The sequence below is a fragment of the Microcoleus sp. AT3-A2 genome, from assembly GCF_036705685.1.
Taxonomy (GTDB): domain Bacteria; phylum Cyanobacteriota; class Cyanobacteriia; order Cyanobacteriales; family Microcoleaceae; genus Microcoleus.
Genome location: NZ_JAUBVF010000005.1, coordinates 88927 through 110775 on the forward strand (window position 1 = coordinate 88927; position 21849 = coordinate 110775).

Annotated in this window: 12 protein-coding genes; 5 read left to right on the top strand and 7 right to left on the bottom strand. The window is 46.5% G+C overall.

What is annotated here, in order from left to right:
- The first annotated feature begins 808 nt into the window (after positions 1–808).
- The gene (locus QUB37_RS05235) at positions 809–1324 is read left to right on the top strand and encodes a phycobiliprotein lyase (RefSeq protein ID WP_333159782.1); all 516 of its coding nucleotides are present in this window, start codon (positions 809–811) and stop codon (positions 1322–1324) included.
- Between the two features lie 25 nt (positions 1325–1349).
- Here the strand turns inward: QUB37_RS05235 and QUB37_RS05240 are convergent, their stop codons facing one another.
- The 4 genes from QUB37_RS05240 to QUB37_RS05255 form a co-directional block, all read right to left on the bottom strand.
- Positions 1350–2021, bottom strand: a complete 672-nt coding sequence (locus tag QUB37_RS05240) for a hypothetical protein (RefSeq protein WP_333159784.1) — start codon at positions 2019–2021, stop codon at positions 1350–1352.
- Positions 2022–2194: 173 nt separating this feature from the next.
- Complete coding sequence (locus QUB37_RS05245; RefSeq protein WP_333159786.1) at positions 2195–4726, bottom strand: DUF3769 domain-containing protein; 2532 nt, start codon at positions 4724–4726, stop codon at positions 2195–2197.
- A 451-nt stretch (positions 4727–5177) separates the two neighbouring features.
- Entirely contained in the window at positions 5178–5294 is a 117-nt protein-coding gene (locus QUB37_RS05250) for a photosystem II reaction center protein I (protein ID WP_039887172.1), read from the bottom strand.
- 78 nt (positions 5295–5372) lie between these two features.
- Positions 5373–7367 carry a hypothetical protein gene (locus QUB37_RS05255; RefSeq protein WP_333159788.1) on the bottom strand — a complete coding sequence of 665 codons (1995 nt, stop codon included), beginning with the start codon at positions 7365–7367 and terminating at the stop codon, positions 5373–5375.
- A 182-nt stretch (positions 7368–7549) separates the two neighbouring features.
- Between QUB37_RS05255 and QUB37_RS05260 the strand changes: the two genes are divergently transcribed.
- On the top strand, positions 7550–11239 hold the full coding sequence (locus tag QUB37_RS05260) for an alpha-mannosidase (protein ID WP_333159790.1): 3690 nt from the start codon (positions 7550–7552) through the stop codon (positions 11237–11239).
- Positions 11240–11340: 101 nt separating this feature from the next.
- On the opposite strand, the gene QUB37_RS05265 is transcribed toward QUB37_RS05260, so the two are convergent.
- Together QUB37_RS05265 and QUB37_RS05270 are read right to left on the bottom strand one after the other, a co-directional pair.
- Positions 11341–11874 carry a cytochrome b gene (locus tag QUB37_RS05265; protein ID WP_333159792.1) on the bottom strand — a complete coding sequence of 178 codons (534 nt, stop codon included), beginning with the start codon at positions 11872–11874 and terminating at the stop codon, positions 11341–11343.
- A gap of 204 nt (positions 11875–12078) precedes the next feature.
- Positions 12079–12273, bottom strand: a complete 195-nt coding sequence (locus QUB37_RS05270; protein ID WP_333159794.1) for a hypothetical protein — start codon at positions 12271–12273, stop codon at positions 12079–12081.
- Positions 12274–12570: 297 nt separating this feature from the next.
- On the opposite strand from QUB37_RS05270, the gene QUB37_RS05275 reads away from it, so the two are divergent.
- On the top strand, positions 12571–16524 hold the full coding sequence (locus tag QUB37_RS05275) for a PAS domain S-box protein (protein WP_333159796.1): 3954 nt from the start codon (positions 12571–12573) through the stop codon (positions 16522–16524).
- A 54-nt stretch (positions 16525–16578) separates the two neighbouring features.
- On the top strand, positions 16579–16785 hold the full coding sequence (locus QUB37_RS05280) for a hypothetical protein (RefSeq protein ID WP_333159798.1): 207 nt from the start codon (positions 16579–16581) through the stop codon (positions 16783–16785).
- Positions 16786–16837: 52 nt separating this feature from the next.
- Here QUB37_RS05280 and QUB37_RS05285 read toward each other — a convergent pair whose 3' ends face one another.
- Entirely contained in the window at positions 16838–20716 is a 3879-nt protein-coding gene (locus QUB37_RS05285; protein WP_333159800.1) for a tetratricopeptide repeat protein, read from the bottom strand.
- Between the two features lie 214 nt (positions 20717–20930).
- On the opposite strand from QUB37_RS05285, the gene rpiA reads away from it, so the two are divergent.
- Positions 20931–21647: a ribose-5-phosphate isomerase RpiA gene (gene rpiA, locus QUB37_RS05290; protein ID WP_333159802.1), complete on the top strand. Its 717-nt coding sequence runs from the start codon at positions 20931–20933 to the stop codon at positions 21645–21647.
- Positions 21648–21849 lie beyond the last annotated feature (202 nt).

A 21849-nucleotide genomic window follows, 5' to 3' on the forward strand; every position in this document is an offset into this window, starting at 1 on the left:
TACCGAAAAGCCGATCGAGAATCTTTTCTCTTAGACTTAGCATGACATATTTAAATGCTCTATGCTATGGGCTTGCTGTCCTCGGTTTGGTGATGGTTCGATGAATTGCTTGTTTTTTAGTCGGAGTCTGCTTTGAGAATTTTCAAGCAGTGCGATTACAATAAATCGCCGCCAATATAATTCAACTCAGCAACGCCCAATTTACCGATTGAGCGACAAAAGCTCACATATACCGTTGTTTTTCTTAACATAGCTGGTATTTGGGCGATGAGGGTCGATCGATCAACACTGTCAATCGATTTTAGATTTTAGATTTTAGATTTTAGATTTTAGATTGAAGCCTTGACCCCACGGATAAATTCGGGGGCTTGTGTATCGGATACAAGTTTTTTATTTCTGGACGGATTCATTCGGGGGCTTGTATCCTGGATGCTTTCGGTCAAAGCTAAAAAATTTCCGGTATCGCAATCCTATTTAAAGTGCGAAAAAAGACTTTTTATAACGAAATATGATGGCGGATGCTCTAATTTTCTGTCAAGTCGGCCGCCTCAGCGAGGCAGATGTCCCCCTGGTTGGGTTTCCTACCTCAAAGGCATCTGCAATCTGTTTCACCCAAAGCTCTCAGAAAGCTTTGCAGGTGCGCCCCCTTCCTCTAAAATATAGAAAAGGACTTGCACTATTAAACCGGGTTTCTAGACAAAATCATTGGTTTGACCGCTAGGTACGTAGGAAGAAACCGGGTTTCTGACTCCATAGCGCGCAAGTGGCGATCGCAAATAAAGCAGTATTGACTTTAGAGACAAATTTCATGGATGTTATCGAGTTTTTCGAGTTAAGTGCAGGCAAATGGTTTTCTCAGCGTACCGTACACAATCTCAATTCTGGAGAATTGCAGGCCGGTAAATCCGACCTCAAAATAGAACTACTGACAGCTAGCGATGCAGCAGTCGTCAAACTTTGCCAACAACACTCGATTAACCCGGATTCAACTGGGCTAACCAGCGTTCGGATTAGTTGGGACGGTATTCCCGATCGCGACAAAGCTAAACAAATCGGTTCTACAATACTAGCGATCGTACCAAATCCCGACAATCCCAGCGAAGGCAAAGTGTTGCAAGATAAGGGTAACAGCCGCTACGTGATGGGCGACGACGTGCTGACATTGATTACAGAATCAGACACCCTCCATGCGGAAGAAAGGCTTTGGTATCTCATGCCCAACCTGCGGCTGCGGACTAGCGTTGTTAAGCAAGCTAACGGTACCGAACAAGCATCTTTTTGTTCGGAAATTCGGATGGGAGGCAGTCCCAAAAGTGAAGAGTGACAAATAACTATCTAGTTTACAAAGTTTACAGTCTATTTCTGCTTTCTCCCTTCTTTCTTCTGCCTTCTCTGGCAATCGCTTTTAACTTGGTATGAAAATCAGTGTGTTTGACAACTGGGAATGATTTTGCCACAGGTTTGTCCGCTAATTTGTGCTCAGCTTCGGCTCGATCGGCGAGGGCGGTAACAGCCACATCTTCATATACTACAAATTCTGTATTTTCTTTTGTACGATCGTCCGCTGCAGGTAATTTTCCTGTTTCCTCTGCTTCTGTGTTTGGGACTTCTGCATGAAGCGCCCGATCGAGTTGCGCCTCTGACGGCCCACGAAAATCTAACTCTGCGGCACTGACTTCCGATTCCTGGTTTGATAAAAGTATATCTTCCGGTGACAGTTGATCAGGACTTTCACCGGTTAAATTTTGAGGGAAATTGTTGCATACCAAGCGTTCAAACTCGCGATTGAAATGATAGAGAGGTTCACCTATCCGGTGCCACATACTCAATAGCTGTCCCACAGAAACAGCCTTGTAGCGGCCTTGATAAAGCGCTTCAACCACTGCTAAACGCAGCCAATAGCCGGGATACTTGGCTAGCCATTCACCCGCCAATTTCTCGGCTTTTTTGCCACCTAGGTCAAAACCGTAGTGAACCAGCAGAGCCGCTGCTTGTGCAGATATTGCGGTCACTTCTGTCATTTGTTGTCTGTTGACTGTTGACTGTTTTCTGTTGACTGTTTTCTGTTGACTGTTGACTGTTTTCTGTTGATTGTTGTCTGTTATCTGTTGACTGTTATCTGTTGGTTCCAAATTCCCAATGACCAATTACCAATCACCAATTACCAATCACCAATTACCAATTTCCAATTGAATTAATCGGATAAACGCACGCCTCCTTCTACAGTTCGCGCGTCCCCGGAAAAAGGTTCGGGAGTACCGTTCCAGTTGAAGTCGCTAACTCTAAAAGTCAGGCTGCCGACTTGACGCTCAGGGTTAAAACGCAAAATAATTGCATAGCTGCGGCGGCTGTATTCTAAAGTGTAATTCGTACTGATTGCTTCCCCGCTTTCTAAATTAATAGCACTTTGAAATCCAACTCGAAAGCCTCCGTAAACTTGCTGGACAAGTCCAAAAGACAGGACTCTCAAATCCACTAAGCGATCGAATAAAAACGGCGAGATACCGTCGCGCCCCACCTGGGTATAAGTCACGTTAAACCCAGTGTAATCGAGGAAAGGGCGGGAGAAATGACCGAACTGCCCTTGAATGCCGACGCTGGGGGCGAGGGAATTTTGTCGATCGCCACTGCTGTAATAAGTACCAACTCCCCGGAGTCCCAAGGCGAGTTGCAAGAAAGGAACCACTGGCGTCCGCGTATACCTCAAACCCTGGGTGGGAGTGCGCGGCAGCGGTTCGCCCTCCCACAGGTTGAAGCCGCGGCTCAAGGCGAAGCTGACTTGGGAACGGCCCAGATCGACGCGGTTGTTTTCCCGCACTGGTTCGAGCAAGTCTGCTCGATCGGTGTCAGCATTGATAAATTGATACCCAGCTTGGTAGCTGAGATTGATGCCAGTGCCTCCCAGTGGGATGACTGGGGAAGTGAGGACTGCCCCCAGGCTGCTCTGCACGGTTTGATAGCCCAGAGAACCGTTGAACAGTCGATCGCGATAACTGTATTCTGCTGCCAGAGTGTGAGTGCCGATCAATTGTCGCAGGCGCAAATTGCCCCGAAAGCTGTCTTCCGGCAAATTCGGGAAATCTTCCAAACTCAGAAATATTGCCGATCCGTCCAACCTGGTGCGCCGGCCGAGACTAGCGCCCAACCTCGCTTTCAGCCCGTAGCTGTCGGGAGAAAACGGATTACCGCCGTTCTCTGCCACAATCCGCTGCAGGTAAATTTGGGGCGTCAGAGTCAGCCGCACCGGCCCGTTTTGCAACACCTCAAAACCGCACTCGGCATACAAACCGCCCCGTTCGCCCCCGTCGTAGCCAAAGGTCAAACACGGGCCGCTCCGCTGCCTGCTGTCAAACACTTGCCTGCGGGGATACACGGGTATTTTCACGCGGTTGTCGAACACCAAACGCGGTTTAGTTGTGACCAATTCCTCAGCCGTGGGCGAAATCCTTCTAATCGTCGCCCTGCGGGCCCTGTATTCAAATTCCGGCGGGGAAAACGGGTCGTTAGTAAGCCGAATGTTGGTTGCTACCCTCGCGCCGTCTGGCAGCAGTTCGATGCGTTCGGCTTCAAAGCGGATGCGGTTGACGGCACCAGTAACTTGGGGGGCTGCTAGCTGTCCGCCGCCGCCGATAGTCACTGTAGCAGCGCCGGGGGATTTGACTCCGCGCACGGGCTGCTGGCTGGTAATTCGATCGCTCAGCGGTTGTTCCAGAATTGTCCCGGCACTGATATCTGTCGGCAGTGTGGGGGTCAATTCGGTACCTGCTGCGGGCAGGAATATTTCGCCGCGTGCTTGTTCGACTGCGCCGCTGTTGAGGCCGAGATTGAACTCCATCCGCTGGCCACGAACTACTTGTTGCCCGCGGGTATAGGCGACATTGCCGGATGCTACCACTTGGCGGGTGACTAAGTTGACGATCGCTCGATCGGCATCAATCACAGTTTGCCGGAACCGCACAACGACATTACCCACCGCCGTGACAATTTGCTGCTTGTCGTCGAATTCTTGGCTGTCGGCCTTAACTTCAATAGTATCGGCCGGAGTGACCGGAAAAGGAACCGTCCGCTGAGAAGGGGCGGTGCGGACTCCCGGCGGCGCGGCTGGTTTCGGTTTCGGTTTCGGCGCAGCGGGTGTTCTGGGTGCAGGGGCTGGGCCTGGTGCGGGAATGTCGAACTCCTGTTGCCCGCTAGGTGCTGGTTCTAGCGCGGGTTCGGGAACGGGAATTTCAGCAGGTTCGGGAGAGTTATCTTCTAACTGCCGGCCTTGGGCCTGATACCAACTTTCCTGCTTTCCGACAACATTCGTCTCCTGTTGTTTCTGCGCCTCTGCGGTTCGTTCCCGATTCCGAATGGCAATGGCATTTTCTACCGAACCCAATTGGTAAGCCGTAAACGAGGAATCTTGCTCAACAGTCCCTGTTGCGGGTTCTCCCACAGGGGCCTGACGCTGAAATCCCAGAACTGCGTCGCCGCTTTCGACTTCCGCTAGGGGGTCGGCGATTTCTGGAGGCTGGTCGGTGGCTGGGGTTGTGCCGAGGAGTGTGGCTGCGGGTTCTGCTGGGGCTGGTGTGGGTTCTGGCTGAACGATATCTGGGCTTGGTTCCGGTATTTCTGCGGGGTTGCTGCGAGTGTCTCCATCGCCGGCCGCGACAGTGAGGGCGACTTTTTTTGGCTTTGCGATGTAGATGATGCCAGGGGGTTCTGGCGGCGGTACCGGATAGGGCATAGTTATAACAGGTAAGTCATCCGATTTTAGATTTTAGATTTTAGATTTTAGATTTTATAGGGTGCAAATTATTGAAAATTTTGCATCTAAAAGGCAACTGTTTAGAGATTAATCTGACATCTAAAATTTGCAGTGGCTTTGGCGTGCCTGAAAATGGCTGATTTGAGAAGTTGCTTCCGCCACAAGATAACCTCGCTGGCGGTGCGAGGTCAATCGATTTTAGATTTTAGATTTTAGATTTGAAGCATTGACCCCACGGATCAATTCGGCGACTTTTTTATCGGATACAGGTTTTTTATTTCTGGGTCCTGAGTTTGTGCGTTGGAATGAATCCGGGGGCTTGTATCCTGGATGCTTGCGGTCAAGTTTTGTTCGACTAATTTTTGCTGGTTTGTCGGCTGTTGCAGGGGCTGCGGTGACGCGCCCCTACTCTGCGGCCGAGATAACTTGTTTATTCCATGTCTCTGCGGTTGGGGTTCCGGGCTGGGTCATTGGACAAAAATCCAAATATGAACAGGGAAACAAAAAATAAAACAACTACATTAACTACGATTTTGAGGGTTAGCACTGTGGGAGTCTCCAAAGATGGCATAATACTGAGCTGATTTGCTGCTGTTGCAGCAACTTTTTTATCATAAGCTAAAGATTAGTCAATTTTATCTTTGCTTTTGAGGATTTTTGGCAAGTTGATTTTTGCCCAATTCCAGAGTTGCTCAGCTATGTTTTCTAGCCGCAGCATAACTCGATCGAGCCATTCGAGCACTTGTTCTAGGGGGTGCTTAATGTATCCCATCGATTCTGCTTTTGTTTCTAAGTATTCGCCCTCCGGTGGGACGCCTGCGCTGGGATTTTTGGGTTCAGCAGCAGCGCGGTTTGCGGGGGTTGCGGGGGTGTATCTGCGGGTTTGCGCGGTGATTGCTGCTGGGAATTGGTTGTTTTGTCCGGTGTTCGAGTTTGTGTTTTTTGGCACTTGGGTTTCCGGCGCGCGCCCTGGGGTTGATTCTGCTGCGAGTGCAGAGCTATTTTTTTGAGTAACTGCTAAATCAGATAAATCAGATGCGGTTTGGGGTTGACTATTTGGGCTTTTTGTCAGCAAGCTCTGTTTTAGCTGCCCCAGCAGGCGGTGAAGTGCTTCGGGGTAAGGGGAGATTGAGACTGCAGTCGATCGACCTTCTGCCAATTCTCCTATTTCTGCAATTTTCTCCTTGACTATTGGGCTGGCTTGTGCTATGGGGCTTTGAGCTTTTACATCGGGTTCGGAACTTCCCTCGATTAAATGTTGAGGTGCTGCTTCCCCGAATAAGTCTTGCCAATTCAGCCAGGGTCGATCGACCTCTGGGCTATTTTGTGTGTTTTCTAGTTTTGAGCGCTGTTTCAAATAATACTGAATTGCGACTGATTTCTCCGTATTATCACTGGCTGCAGTTTCTTTGCCCAAAAGGTGGTCTACTGACGACCAAATAATTTGTTCGATGTTTCGAGCGTATTTTTCGAGGATGTCGCGGGCGGACAAATCTACATTGGCGTTTGTGCCGGATGTATTAATTTTGACTGCGGAGGCTTCTGTGGGTGCGGCGATTGTTTTTGCCGCTGGCGGCAGGGTAAATTCTTCGAGGTTGACTGCGGCGCGATCAAGTAATGTAACAAAGGAGAGAGGAGTAGAAGGTCGATCGAACTTGGTGTTAAAATTAGTTTCTAGTTTTGGAGTATTGTGGTCGATCGAATTCGATGCCGCAATTGACTGCTGTACGGTTTTTGCTTCAATCTGCGCGCGGGCTTTTTGGACTAGGATGGCATTGCGGTCGATCGATTTTTTAACTGCGAGGATTGATTCTCCAAATTGATTTCTTTTGAGGGCAACCGGACTCGTCTGAAGCCATGCCATCAATTCCCAAAAACGACGCATCGGCGGCAACTGCGCTTTTTTTGCTGCCGACTCCAAACCGAGATTAAATTTTAATTCTTTTTGGGTAATTTCCCGCCGTTCCGGCCCGCTGTTGGCAATTTCCCAAGTTATGCGACCTTCCAGCATTTCCTGCTGTTCGGGTGTCAAAATATCTAATATCTGATTTTCTTTTCCCACCAATACTAAAGTGCGGGCTGGGATAAAACTGGCAATTCCCTCAACTTTTGGTTGCGGTTTTAGTTCAGTTTTAGCAAGCGGGTGTTCTAATACGGAAGTTGTTTGATGCTTGGTGATTTGTCCGCTAAAATTGATAGCCGGAGGTAAATCGCTAGCAGTATTTCCCTGATTAATTAACAGCGGGAAGCTGGCTAAAGTTTTCGCAGTTTGCGACGAGTTTAGCAAATTTTCGGCGAGGTGCAAAATTTCGGCGATCGAACTTTCCTCGGAAGTTTCGCCCTGATACCAATTTTGTTGCCCATCGGGATTTTCGTCACCGCCAAATTCTTGCAGTTCCGGTAAATCTACTTTTTGACTTGATTCCCGCAACTGTCTGCCTAGCAGTCGGGAACTTTGCACCAGCAAATAAGCTGGATAAAGCAGAATTTGGGTAGCGGTGAGAGTTGTTTCTTTAATTTGACGCCAAGTTCGATCGCAATTGTCAGCGACTTGACGGGACTGTTTCGATATAAAATTTAATAGTCGGCTTTGGTATGGGCCGTAGTAACCGTTGGACATAAGTTTTATTATTGAATTCAGATTTTTGATTCGCGCCGGAATTGCTGAATATTGCTGTAAAATCAAAGCGAGATCTTAATCGCAGCTTCAAACCCTCTGAAACCTTTATTTCTTCGCGTCCTTTGCGTCGGGGCGGTTCAATCCGATTTTTGATTAATACACAATTCCTATTTTAGCGAAATATGAGCGCTTCTGTGTCACCTGCTAGCAACAATATTTCTGCCACTGTCGAGAAGTTGCGCCGCCTCAGTCAAGTGGAGGTTCAGTCTGGTTGGAGGTACTGCGATTCTGACTCTGCTGTCTCTTCAGTAAATATTTGTAACAGTCCTGTTGCCGAACTTAACAGCAAAGGACATATTGCTTGGCCGTCTGGGAAGCAAGTTTTGTATTTGGGCCAGCAATTGGTAATTCCTGATAATTTGCACGGCTATCCTGTGGTTGGTTTGCGGTTGCTGCTGAGTTTGACTTGGTGGGCAGAAGATGCTCAAATTTTTGTCAACGGCGAGTTAGTCGGACGGGGAGATTTATTTGATTTTGCCGATCGAGTTTTGTTGAGTTCGTCGGCAAATCCCGGAGATGAATTTTTAGTGATTTTGCGGTTGGTAAGTCCGGGTCACGATAACGGCGCTTTAGTGCGATCGATTTGTTTGTACGAATCTGCTGACTCTTCTTGTTTTGATCCGGGTTTTGTGGCTGCCGAATTAGAGATTTTGCAAAATTCGCTAACTCAAAATTTAGAAAATGTAAATTCCCAATACCTCTCCACTGAAACAATAGCAAGTCGCCCCATGTTTGTCAAGGGGGAAATGCTGAAATCTGAGATTGATTTGGCAATGGGTTTGATTGATTGGTCGGCGGTGTGCGATCGCGAAAAGTTCGATCGATCGCTGTCTGTTTTGCGGCACAATTTGCTGGGATATCTGCGGGCTTTTTCGGGGGAGTTAGATCAGGGAACCGCAGAGACCGCAGAAATCGCAGAAGGAAGAAAAGATGAGGTTTTTGAGGTTGGAGAAAATAGCAAGGCTAAATCTATATATATAGGAGAAAGTGGTGCTCTGACCTCTTTTTCTGGGGATTTAGATAAGGGAACCGCAGAGGGCGCAGAGGGCGCAGAGGGAGGAAGAAGGGAGGATGTTTCGGAGGTTGGAGAAAATGGCAACGCTACATCTATATATATAGGAGAAATTGGCGAGCGGAAATCTATATATACAGGTAAAATCTATTTGGTGGGTCACGCTCATTTAGACTTGGCTTGGCTGTGGCCTGTACCGGAAACTTGGGAAGCTGCACAGCGAACTTTTGAGTCGGTATTGAAATTGCAATCGGAGTTGCCCGATTTAATTTTCTGTCATTCTACTCCGGCGCTTTATGCTTGGATGGAAGAACATCGGCCGGACTTATTTGCAGCGATCAAAAAACAGGTGACGGCGGGTTGTTGGGAAGTTGTCGGGGGGATGTGGGTAGAACCGGATTTAAACTTGATTTCTGCTGAATCAATGGTGCGGCAAGTTTTTTACGGACAGCGTTATGCAAAAGAAAAATTTGGGGAATTGATGCGGGTGGCTTGGCTACCGGATACTTTCGGTTTTGGGTGGCAATTACCTCAGATTTTGCGGCAAGGTGGAGTTGATTATTTTGTGACGCAAAAGTTGCGTTGGAACGATACAACGGAATTTCCCCACAGTGCATTTTGGTGGGAAGGATTGGACGGTACTAAAATATTTAGCATGATGTCTCCTCCAATTGGCGAAAGTATAGAATCTGTGAAAATGGCAAGTTATGCTTTTGACTGGCAAGCTAAAACTAATTTGCAAGATGCTCTTTGGTTGCCTGGGGTTGGCGACCACGGCGGTGGCCCGACTCGTGATATGTTGGAGGTGGCGAAACGCTGGAAAATGTCGCCTTTTTTCCCAAGGTTGGAGTTTGCAAAAGCGGTTGATTATTTGTCTTTGATTGAGAGTCAGTTTTTGCCGGAAGTTACGACAACTAAGCCAGAAAGTGATGTTGCAGAATCGGACAATCAGGAGAATTTGGGGGCGCGAAAATTGTCAAACTTGTCGGCAATTTCGGGTGCAAATCTTCCCATCTCACAACTCAAAACTCTTCCCGTTTGGAAAGACGAACTTTATTTAGAATTCCACCGGGGTTGCTACACGACTCGCGCCGACCAAAAACGCCAAAACCGCCGCTGCGAAGAATTACTCTACCAAGCGGAGTTGCTGTCTTCGCTGGCAACGATTTGTACTGGTGCGGTTTATCCGAAATCTGAGTTAGAATCAGCTTGGAAACAAATTTTGTTTAACCAGTTTCACGATATTTTGCCCGGTTCTGCGATCGCCCAAGTTTATGCGGATGCTAATCTAGCCTTTGCTGAGGTCGATCGCACTTGTCGCGAAATCCTGCTAAAATCTCTGGATGCAATCTCGGCTCAAATTTCTCTCCCTTCGCCTCCGCAGCCCGACGCTCAACCGATTTTAATTTTCAATACTCTCAATTGGGATCGCTCTGAGGTTGTCGCCGTACCGCTTCCCGATTCCGCTGATTCAGATTGGCAAATTTACGATTTTTCCCGACGGCGATTGGCTTCGCAGATTGTCAGGGGCGATCGACCGCAATTGCAATCTACACTGTTATTCTGGGCAAATAATATCCCCGCCCTTGGCTACCAGGTGTTTTGGCTGTGTCGCGAAGACGCTCAAACTGTGGATAATGCGTCCGCGAGTCCAGAAACTGAAAAAAAGATAGAGTTATCGAAACTTACATACAGTATATCACAAAAAAACACACCTGGTCAAGAAACGCATTTTGCAACCGCAGAAATGGTGTTAGAAAATGAATTTATTCTGGCAATAGTAGACGGCAAAACTGGGGATTTATCGAGCATTTGGGATAAAGTAAATAACCGAGAAGTCCTGAATGCAGCCGGTGGCAATCAACTGCAAGCATTTCAAGACAGCGGCCAATATTGGGATGCTTGGAACATCGATCCAAATTATGAAAAACATCTGTTACCCGCGCCGATACTGAAAGATATTTCTTGGGTAGAGGAGGGGGAATTGCGGCAGAGTTTGCGCGTAGTCCGACAAATTGGCAAATCAGAGTTTTGTCAAGATTATATAGTAGAAATAGGTTCGCCGCTGCTGAAAATCAAGACAGTTGCAGATTGGCAAGAAACTCACGTTTTAGTAAAAGCAGCCTTTGGGTTAAATGTAGAAGCAGATTTTGCAACTTGCGAAATTCCCGGCGGTGCGATTCAGCGCACCACCAAGCCGCAAACATCCGCCGAAAAAGCCAAATGGGAAGTGCCGATTTTGCGCTGGACTGATATCAGCAATGACGGTTTTGGAGTGAGTTTGCTCAATGATTGCAAATACGGTTGCGACCTTCAACCAAATCAAATTCGGCTGACATTGCTTCGGGGTTCGACTTGGCCTGATGAACAAGCAGATGTAGGAGTTTCGGAATTTACTTGTGCAGTCTATCCCCACAGCGGAAATTGGCAAGAGGCGGGCACAGTTCGGCGCGGGTACGAGTTGAATTTGCCGCTGTTAGTAAAGGTGTTGCCGCAGTTGGGAGAAAATCGAAACAAGAGTTTACCTGCAGTGGGGAATTTCTTGGATTTGTCTGCCGACAATTTAGTTTTGATGGCTTTCAAACAATCGGAAGACGATTCTAATGTCTGGATTTTGCGGTGTTGCGAATGTCATGGTGAAGAGGCAAATTTGGAATTAAAGAGCGATTTGGGTTTGGCGATTAGCCAGCCTGTCGATTTATTAGAACAACCCATAAATTTGCCCCAGAAGTCAGACGATGGGAGAAGTTTCAGAATATCGCCGTGGAAAATAGCGAGTTTTGCAGTCAATTTATCCTAAATAGTCTTATCCTAAATAGTCGTGGACGCATCAACTAATTATGTACGGTAGGCAGCGTGCACCCTACCGCTACCAATTGAGAAGAGTACCCCATCGCAAATTTATCCAACCTTTTGAGGCTTTGCGAACTTAGTCCGAACAAAATTTGCCAACCTGCGCCAATTAGCCCTTACAACTTTCTTCTGAGCTAAAATATGCAAAATCACGAAGGCTAAAAACGTGTACGCCAGCCAAAAATGCAAACTACTTCCCACATCAACCATTGCGGAATCCTGCGGAAACAGATCCGGCAAAAGAATTCCGAAAAATTTCACATTGTTACTTTTGTAAGAGTTAGTAAGTAAGAAACCAGCAACCGGAACTAGCCACATAAAAAGGTACAAACTCACGTGCAGAGCAAAATTTTTGTACCATTCCTTCGTAAACTTTGGCAGGCGTTTCGTATATTTTTTCCACCATACGCGGAGCAAAGTTAAAATCCGCCAAGTCAGCAAAGCCATTGTCAGCACTCCTACGGATTTGTGAAAATCGTAAAGGGGGCCTCGAATAGACAATTCTCCTGGCAATTGAGCCATAGAAGTACCGCTAATAAACAGCACTAAATAGCAAGCTGACATTACCCAGTGTAAAGACATCAGTTGTTTGAACGCAGAATTAAGTCTGGGTTTCGCAGCGGGTTTTAGGGTAGTCACTCTTTCTTACCTCCTTAGCGTTTGCTGGACAAGATTAAGTATAAACTATAGGACTAAAGCTCGTGGTCGATTGTGCATTATAAGATTTACTTAACTTAAGTATTATAAATATTTATTAAACAGTCAAATTAACTATATTCACGATCGTCATTCCCAACACAAAACATCGTACTTGGGTCGATCGCCTCCCAAGCAGTTTTCAGGTCGATTATCCCCAAAGCCACCGCACTCATCTGACCCGACAATTGCAACCGCCGCCCGGTTCATCCGCAGCCCCGGCAAATATCCCAAACCGAATCCGAAGTAAGTCAATCCCAATACTAGGTATTTGAGTGTTATCATATATACTTAAAACCATTGATTGTCGGTTTTTTTTTATTGTCTAGGATGCTAAAAGTACAGACCGGGTAATTGTAGCTAAACCTGCTGGCATTGCAACTAGCGGGAAATATCGTCTGCAGACCGTGTACCAGCTACAAACAAACACAGTGGTTGGATGGGGAAGCGAAAACCAGCACGCTGGACAAGTGGTATTTTTGTTACAACTTGTAACTTTTTTCAAACAACAGGTTTAATTTAGTTTCACAAAAAAGTTAAATTCCAGAAAGTAAAATTAATTACAGTCGAGTTAAGCTAAAAGTGTTTGCTAAAAAAAGTAATTCCAGCAACCCCGAAACCAACTATTCTCACTTGATCGACACGGACGGCGACTTCGCGACAGCAAAACTTTCGTGCAGCCAACAAGTCGAACAAGATTGGTATGGAACTCTCTACGATAATTTTCCGGGCATTTACTTCGTTCTAGACGCTTTGGGAAGAGTTTTTTCGCTCAATCAATTCGGTGCGTCTCGCCTCGCCTACAAATCGCAGGAATTAATTTGTCATTCAATTTTTAACATATTTTACTGCCAAGAGCAAGGCAAAATGCAGGCAGAATTTGCTGGATTGGCCCAGCCGGAAAACGGTACGCCAACTCCAAAAATTGCCTGTTGGGAAGGCTGCTTGACTTGCAAAGACGGCAAGATTATTAAGGTAAAAGCAACCGCGCGCCCAATGCCGGCGGTAGATTGGAAAATAGAGGAAAATACTAATGGTCGTTCAATTGCCAATTTCCAACGGCCGGCTGTACTGTTAGTTTGCGAAGAAATTAACGCCGCTTCGCAGTCACCCATGCCGCCCAACCAGAGAGGAAATTGGCGCAGTCCAACTTTAGCGATCGCAAAATTAGCCAAAAGTCAACTTAAAGAACGCCACAATATAGAAGACTTCATCCGCGAAGTAACAGAAACCGCTGTCAGTATTGTCAACTGCGATCGAGCCAGTATTTGGCTATACGGCGAAGACAAAACACAGCTTCACTGCATCGACCTTTACGAACAAAATACTAGACTCCATTCCGTACAAATAATCATCACAGCCGCAGACTGTCCGGCATATTTTCAAGCTCTAAAATCTGCAAGTGTGATCGCTACTGTGGCAGCAGAAAATGACCCCAGAACGCGAGAACTTGTGGGTCTTTATTTGCTCGATCAGGACACGACTTCCCTTTTAAACGTACCGATTATGCTAGCAGGTCAAAGGTTGGGAATAGTCAGCGCCGAACGCCAGGGCTCCCACGGTGATTGGACGGAAGAAGAACACGAATTTACCCAAATATTAGCAGATTTTGTCTCCTCAAGTTTGTCAGCTAGCGAAAAGTTAAAATTAGAAGCAATGCGGCACGAACAGCAGCAAAACTTGCTGGCCCAATACTACGATCAACTAGAAGAAAGAGTAGAAAGACGCACTGCTGAACTCAAAAAAGCTAACCACAAACTGCAAAAAGAAATAATTAAAAGAAAACAAGCAGAAGCCGAACTACGCCTGCAGCAACAAGAACAGCAAATAATTTTTGATTCCGTGCCAGCGATGATTTGGCTCAAAGATACCGAAAGTCGCCTGCTGCGAATTAATCAAGCCGCCGCTGCATCGAGAGGTTTGCCGGCCGCTCAATTAGAAGGTAAATCTTTTTATGAAATCTATCCAGACGAAGCAGAGCAATATTATTTAGAAGATTTGGAAGTAATCAATTCCGGCGTTCCCAAGCAGGGCCAAGTCGAACTACTACCAACAGCATCGGGTCAAAAATGCTGGGTGCGGACAGATAAAATACCTTACCGGGATGAAACAGGTAACGTCGCTGGCGTAATCGTGTTTGCAGTAGATATAACTGATTTAATTAAAGTCGAAAAAGAACTGCGAGAATATCGCGATCGCCTCGCCGAAAAAGTCGAGAAACGTACTGCTATGTACAGGCAAGCCATGACCGCTTTGTACTCTGCCAATACGCAATTGCAACAGTTAATTAACAACAGCTATTCTGCTACCGAAAATGGCAGCCGCCACTCAGCATCGCGATTGCTCGAATGCGAAGCTTATTTTGAAGCAGTTGCCGTGGCTGACCGCGACACAATTTTGAGCGTTAGCAGTAATTTTGCCCAACTTTTCGGTTACGAACCTGCGGAAATGGTGGGAATGAGCTTGCTGGAACTACTGTCGCCGAAATCATACAAACAGGCGCCGCAAATGATTTCTGCAGCCAGTAATACAGTCTGTGAAACTGTTTTTCTCAAGCGAGATGGAACTGCTTTCCCCGCTGACGTTCGCAGCAAATTTGTATTTTGGGAAGGTCGTTTAGTACAGGTGAAAGCAGTCCGAGACCTCACGGAACGAAAATTGACCGCAGCAGAATTAGAGCGATCGCGCTCTCTGCTGCACGCTACCTTAGAAGCAACCGCCGACGGCATTCTCGCCGTTACTACGGCCGGAGAAATGATTAGCTATAACGAAAAATTAGTTCAAATGTGGGGAATTTATGAAGAAGTTAGAAATTCAATGGATAGAACGCTGCGGCTGGCATTTCTCACTAAGCAAGTGAAAGATCCGAGAGCTTTTTTGCAGAGAGTTAAAGAATTTTATAGTGATGCGGAGTCGGAAGGTTGCGATATTCTAGAATTTAAAGACGGCCGCACTTTTGAGCGCTACACGCAGCCAATTCGAGTCGGACAAAATATTATTGGCAGGGTGTGGCGCTTCCGCGATATTACCTCTCGCGAAAAGGTGACGGCAATGTTGGGAGATTCTCAAAGACGCTTTCGGGCAATTTTTGATTCTTCTTTCCAATTTGTGAGCTTATTGAAACCGGACGGCACTCTGCTGGAAGCTAACCAAACTTCTCTGGATTTTGCGGGAATTAAGCTACGGGATGTGGCAAATAAACCGTTTTGGCTGTTGCCTTGGTGGGGAGATTCTGAGGAAGTTCAGGAACAGTTGCAAGAGGCGATTTCTCGATCGGCAAAAGGTGAATTTGTCCGCTATGAAGTGGAAGTTCAAGGTGTAAGTCGGACGGCAACTGTTGATTTTTCTCTCAAACCTGTCGCGGATGAAACGGGCAAAATAGTATTGTTGCTGCCGGAAGGTCGGGACATTACTAAAAGTAAGCAAGCCCAAGTCGCGCTGCGGCAACAAATAGAACGGGAACGCCTGATCGGGCAGATTCAATCGCGCATCCGTTCTTCTCTGGATCTCCAAGATATTCTCAACACTACAGTAGCGGAAGTGCGGGAGTTTTTGGCAACTGATCGCGTGCTGGTTTTCCGCTTCCGACCCGACTGGAACGGAGATGTGGTGGTGGAGTCGGTTGCAGAAGGATGGATTCCACTGAAGGGGATGGGAATTGATGATTGCTGTTTTGCCAATACTTACATCGGACAGTATTTAAAGGGTCGCATTCGCGCCATAGAAGATATTCATGCTTCTAATTTGAGCGAGTGTCACCTTAAATTTTTGGAGACTTGTCAGGTGAAGGCAAATTTGGTGGTGCCGATTGTCCAGCAGGGAATAGAACCTAGGGAAGGTAACAGTTCTTGTCAAGTGCCGAAGTTGTGGGGTTTACTGATTGCCCACCACTGTTCGGGACCCCGCCAGTGGCAGCAGTTTGATGTGGATTTGCTGAGTCAGTTGGGCACTCAAGTGGCGATCGCGATCGAACAATCTTTACTTTACCAGCAGTTAGCTGCGGCCAACCAGCGGTTGGACGGGTTGGCGAATTTGGACAGTCTAACTCAACTAGCTAACCGCCGCCGTTTTGACGAGGTGATCAACCGAGAATGGGAGCAGTCGAGCTCTTCGGAACCGCTATCTTTGATTCTGTGCGACATTGACTGTTTTAAACTTTACAACGACAATTACGGCCATCAAGCCGGGGATGCTTGTTTGCAGCAAGTGGCGCGGGCGATCGGGGATGCTTGCACAAACGCACCCGCAGAACGCCTCTATTTGGCTGCTAGGTACGGCGGCGAGGAATTTGCGGTAATTTTGCCAAATACAGATGTCATGGCTGCACAGGCGGTTGCGGAGGGAATCCGCAGCCGCGTCAAAGCTTTGGCAATTCCCCACATCAAGTCTGTTGTCGGCGATTGTGTGACTCTCAGCTTGGGAGTTGCGGCCGTTTCGCCAAGTCAAAATTCCCCGAAAATGTTGATTGAAGCTGCGGATAAGGCATTGTATCGAGCTAAGTCTGGCGGGCGCGATCGAGTGGCAATTAGTGAGTAATCAGGTTATTTTAGATTTTAGATTTTAGATTTTAGATTTTAGATTGGGGAATTAATGATGAAGCTGCTGGTTTGGAGCTTGTCTACAGTTGCATTCTTTTTTGAAACTGGTATTACTAAAAAAGCGATCGCCCTAACTGGCATAAAGTTAGTGCGATCGCGGTACTATGAATCAGCTATTTATCTATCAGACTCGGCGCGGAATTTTTACGCATTTCCACGAAGATTGTTACAAGACTTCACAGAAAGAGGGGAAGAGTGATAGATGCGGAAATTTTTCCTTCTAATAACAGTCAACAGTCAACAGTCAACAGTCAACCGTCAACTGACAAAAGTTTTTGAAACACCTTATACATATCCTCAGCCAACTTTTTAGGATTCCACAACGGTGCGAGATGTTCTGGCTGCTTAGATTTTATTAAATGCTCTTTCACCGCATTTCGGAAACCAGCATCGCGGCCAAACTTAACTCCCCACTGCGTGTATTCCTCCCAACTCCACGCCGCACCAACATCAACATTTGCACTTTTCAGAAAAGCGTAACCCATGCGCGAAAGATATTGGTCGCCGGATCGAGTTACCACTGGCAAATTCGCCCACAAAGCCTCTAAATTGTGAGTCCCCCCGTTGTAAGGATAGGAATCTAAAAGCACGTCGGCTACATAATAAATAGCCCGGTGTTCTTCTTCACTTCTGGTTTGCCCTATAAACTTAATCCGAGCAAAATCTACTCCTTGAATATCGCATTCTTCGCGGTAAGTGCTGTGAATAACCTCGGGGTCGCCTTGACCTTTGCGGATTAACACACTATCTGGTACTTCCTTAAGAATTGTAACTTGAGCTCGTACCATTTCGGGATTCGTTTTTCTCCCTGGCGAAACGCACAGATAAGTCATCTGATCTAAGCCAATTCCGAGAGCATTTCTAATCGCCTCTCGATTCACAGGAATGCTTTGCAGTGCGCCAATTGCTACCGAACAAGCAGGCAATCTTACTAACTGTTCTAAGTAATTTTTTTCAACACCAGGGGGGTGAGTGTGTTCGTCGCATAGAAAGTAGTGATTATCTGAAATGTAGGGTGCGTCAAATCCCAGCCAAGAAACGCAAATGCCCGCAGGATATTGATACAGCACTTCGACATTTGTGGGCACAGTCATCGAGTCTAAGTCTATCAAAACATCCAAGTTGTCTTGCGCTACTTCGGCGAAGATTTCACCGCCATCAGCAAAGCCGTTTGGATATTTTTTAGGCCAGTAAAACTTGCCCGCCATGTCTTCAAACCGCTGCGTAACCTCATCTCGGTGGAGTTTCCCAGTGACGTAAAGGTGAACGTGGGGGGTGATGTGGCTTAATTCGCGAATTAAAGCTTCGCTGCACCAGCCTACTGAGTGGCGGCGGAAGTGTTTGGAAAGGAAGCCGATTTTTAAAGCGCGCTGTTCTTTTGTTTGATAATTTGCTAGGTTGCTTCTGTTAATTTCCTGGCGCTTAGGGACGGCTTTTTGGTAGTATTCTTTGGCAATGAGTCGATAAAAACTGGCATTTTTTTCGCGGTTGTCTCGCAGGTGAGAAACTGCAAACAGGAAGATTTCGTAGAGCAGTTTTAGTTCGATTACGCTAAAGGTTTCGACCTTTTCGTAACATAGTTTTTCGATTTCTTCGAGTTTTTGAATTGCCTGTTGGCTGACACCTGATTGCAGGTAGGAAAAGACGTAGGCTGTAGCTGACATGATTGGGGCATTCTCGCCGCAGTTTTCGCAGTATTTGTCAGCTATGCTACGGGCTCCGGCGAGGTTGGTGGAATGGCTTAGCAAGTCGCACAATTGTTGGTAGGCTTCGCTATATTTGGAGTTGCATTGGATCGCCTTTTCAAAATTGGCGATCGCCTCCAACGGCTTATCTTGTTTCTGAATGTGTCCCATCCGGCAGTAAACCTCTGCCCAACTCGGTTTTAATGCCAGGGCTTGCTGATAGCTTACTAAAGCTTCTTCCAGCCGCCCCTGCATGGAAAAACAACTGCCGAGGTTAGCGTGAACTTCCGGCCAATCAGGCTTGATTTTCAGAGTATTTTGGTAATTGGTAATCGCTTCTTCGTACTTGTTTTGCTGTAAAAAAGAATTGGCTATATTGAAGTGCAAAACTTCTAAATGTGGCTTTAAAGCTACAGCTTTCTGATAGTAAGCGATGGCGGCGTCGAGATTGCCTTGTTGCGATCGCGCGCTGCCGATGTTACCGTAGGCTTCTGCCCAATCCGGTTTAATGGCGATCGCTTTTTCGTAGCATTCGATGGCTTCATCGCGCTTTCCTTGGCCCAAAAGTCGATTACCTAAGTTAAAGTGGAAGTCTGCACCGACTAGCTGCGGGTTGAGTTCGGATGTTCTTTTAAAACAGGCGATCGCTGCTTCGATGTTGCCGTGTTTCTGATATACTTTCCCTAAGTTCCAGTGAGCGCCCGCTAAATCGGGACTGAGGGCAATGGCTTGCTGGTAATGGGCGATCGCTTCTTCCAAACGCCCCATTTTGAAATACATACTGCCGATATTGGCGCGCACTTCCGCAAAATTTGGCTGCAATTCTAGGGCTTGAGAATACGATCGAATTGCAGCTTCTGTTTTGCCTACTGCTTGCAAAGCATTCCCTAAAGTTACGTAAGCATGGATGAAATCCGGTCGAATTTTTAGGGCTTGCTGACAAGCTGCGATCGCCTCTTTAATTTTACCTTGAACTAAAAACTGTTCTGCCAGTTCTTTGTAGGGTTCTACTTCTTGAAAATTGGCAACTTGTCCGCTATCTGGAACATTAAGCGAGGTAACTTGTTCCGAAAGTTGGGCGGGGTTTGTAAAGGGAGTATTTAAAGTTTCAGTGGTGGGCGCTGGCGGCAAATTGATGCTCGAAGGCTGCAAGCCGTAGCCTTCATCTTTGTTGACAGATACTGGTTGCGCTTCGCCTGATTCTGTTTCTAATTCGATAAAGTTGCTGTCAGTAGTGGCCCGCTCTTTTTGTGCGATTAAACTCGATAGTTTCTCAGCAGCGCTGGCATCTCCCGGTTGTAGACGCAGCACTTTTTGATAGCAAGCAATGGCTGCATCTAACTTTTCTTGCTGCTGCAAAACGCTGCCCAGCATCATATTAACCGAACACAATTGAGGATTTATTAGCAGAGCTTTCTGGTAATAATTGGCCGCCTGTTCTAATTGTCCTAACTTGTAATACATACTGCCGAGATTCGCGCTAGCTTCAGCAAATTTCGGCTGAATTTCTAAAGCTTGCAAGTAAGATTGAATTGCAATTTCCAGCTTTCCTTGACTGTGCAGGGCATTTCCCATCGTCAAGTAAGCGGCAGCAAAATTAGGTTTGAATTTAAGAGCAAGATTGCAAGAGGCGATCGCCTTTTCAAATTCTCCTTGCAAAACATAAACTTCCGCCAACTTTTTATGAACTTCCGCATCTCCTGGATTTAACTCTAAAGCTTTCTGATAATTCTCGATAGCGCCACCGAGATCACCTGTATCTTTCAGCCGATTTCCCTTTACAAAATATGCTTGAGCTGATTCTAAATCCACCAACGACTCCGTTATCATTTGCTCTGCCACTCTTACAGGTTTTACACTAATAATATTCAACCATTTTACCCACTGTCGGGATCGCACAGACCAAGTACACCCTCGATTTATATATTCTACCTGCTGTCTCAGATGATTTTCAGCAGTTGCGCCACCCGCACCCGTGTCCTCATTTAAAACTCCAACTACGGCTTCTAAAAACCGCCTTGTATATCCCTCCCAATCTGCGCTGCCCGCCCGCTTCCAATTAGTTATCGATGCAAAATTTTCCACCCCTGACATTGAAACTAGACGGGCAAATCCAGCAGTTGTTTCCGGCAAAGCTGCTAATTCACTCGTCACAATCCGGCAACCGCAGGCCATCGCCTCCATCACGGCAATAGATGAGGTTTCCAAATAGGTATTCGGGTAAGCTAAAACCGCGACTGAACGCAGTTGCCGGACGAGTTCGGGTTGCGGTAAGGAACCGACGTACTCGACGCCTTCTGTTTCCTGGCACTGGCGGTAAAGTTGACCGAAAAAAAGCTTGTTATCATTGTCGTCTATTTGGTGTACTTTCATGCTTGAAAATACTTTTAATCTGGTTCCTGGGACAGCTTGACGAATTTCGGGATCGAGAAAGCCGATTTTCATTGTGGCAATTATCCACCGATTTGTGAACTATATTTTTTTTATTTAACCGCAGAGGACGCAGAGGGCGGAGAGAAAAAAGAGAGAAGTTCCCACTTGAAATAATTTGCGAGTTCCCTCTCTTCTTCTTCTTCCTCTCTGCGTTCTCTGCGCTCTCTGCGGTTAAATAAATCCATAATAAATGGTATAATCTTAAAACTATTAAGGAGTACCGAACATGACCACAGAACAAGATCCCGTAAAATTGATGAAACAGCAAGTCGGCTTTGCTGCAGCCGATCGCGTAAAATCTGGTATGATTGTCGGACTCGGCACCGGGTCAACTACAGCTTATACTATTCAAGCATTGGGCGATCGCATAAAATCCGGTCAACTCAAAGATATCAAAGGAGTGCCGACATCTTTTCAATCAGAAGTGTTAGCCAAACAGTACGGAGTTCCGCTGGCAACACTAGATGAAATCGACAGAATTGATGTTGCTATTGACGGCGCTGATGAAGTAGATCCTCACCTCAACTTAATTAAAGGTGGTGGCGCAGCCCACACCCGCGAAAAAGTAGTCGATTACCTCGCAGCTCAGTTTATTGTAGTAGTTGACAGTTCCAAAATGGTAGATAAATTGGGTTCAACTTTTCGCGTACCCATCGAAGTTATACCGATGGCATTAACACCAGTGATGCGCGCCATTGAAAAATTGGGCGGCAAACCCGAACTCCGCATGGGCGTGAAAAAAGCAGGCCCGGTAATTACCGATCAAGGTAATATGGTAATCGATGTCAAATTTGATGACATTGCCAACCCCGGAGAAATGGAAAAAACCTTGAATAACATTCCCGGTGTGTTAGAAAATGGTTTGTTTGTAGACTGTACAGATTTGGTTTTAGTCGGCGAAATCCAAGACGGAAAACCCGTAGTACGGGAGATTTCTAAATAGTCAAAACTGCCCACTGGTGGTCAAAAACTCTTTGTGGAACAGGCATCTTGCCTGTTCAGGAGAATGCTGCAAGAACTCTTTGTAGAACAGGCATCTTGCCTGTTCAGGAGAACGCTGGAATATGGGATTTACCACCCGCAAAAATACCAAAAACAAGGTTTCTTACCCTTTAGCAACCGCCAACACTATTAAGAAGTTCTTA

Excerpts from the sequence above, each read along its gene's own strand:
- QUB37_RS05235 (WP_333159782.1), top strand. The coding sequence starts at position 809 with ATGGATGTTATCGAGTTTTTCGAGTTAAGTGCAGGCAAATGGTTTTCT.
- QUB37_RS05240 (WP_333159784.1), bottom strand. The coding sequence starts at position 2,021 with ATGACAGAAGTGACCGCAATATCTGCACAAGCAGCGGCTCTGCTGGTT.
- QUB37_RS05245 (WP_333159786.1), bottom strand. The coding sequence starts at position 4,726 with ATGCCCTATCCGGTACCGCCGCCAGAACCCCCTGGCATCATCTACATC.
- QUB37_RS05255 (WP_333159788.1), bottom strand. The coding sequence starts at position 7,367 with ATGTCCAACGGTTACTACGGCCCATACCAAAGCCGACTATTAAATTTT.
- QUB37_RS05260 (WP_333159790.1), top strand. The coding sequence starts at position 7,550 with ATGAGCGCTTCTGTGTCACCTGCTAGCAACAATATTTCTGCCACTGTC.
- QUB37_RS05265 (WP_333159792.1), bottom strand. The coding sequence starts at position 11,874 with ATGTCTTTACACTGGGTAATGTCAGCTTGCTATTTAGTGCTGTTTATT.
- QUB37_RS05270 (WP_333159794.1), bottom strand. The coding sequence starts at position 12,273 with ATGATAACACTCAAATACCTAGTATTGGGATTGACTTACTTCGGATTC.
- QUB37_RS05280 (WP_333159798.1), top strand. The coding sequence starts at position 16,579 with ATGATGAAGCTGCTGGTTTGGAGCTTGTCTACAGTTGCATTCTTTTTT.
- QUB37_RS05285 (WP_333159800.1), bottom strand. The coding sequence starts at position 20,716 with ATGAAAATCGGCTTTCTCGATCCCGAAATTCGTCAAGCTGTCCCAGGA.
- rpiA (WP_333159802.1), top strand. The coding sequence starts at position 20,931 with ATGACCACAGAACAAGATCCCGTAAAATTGATGAAACAGCAAGTCGGC.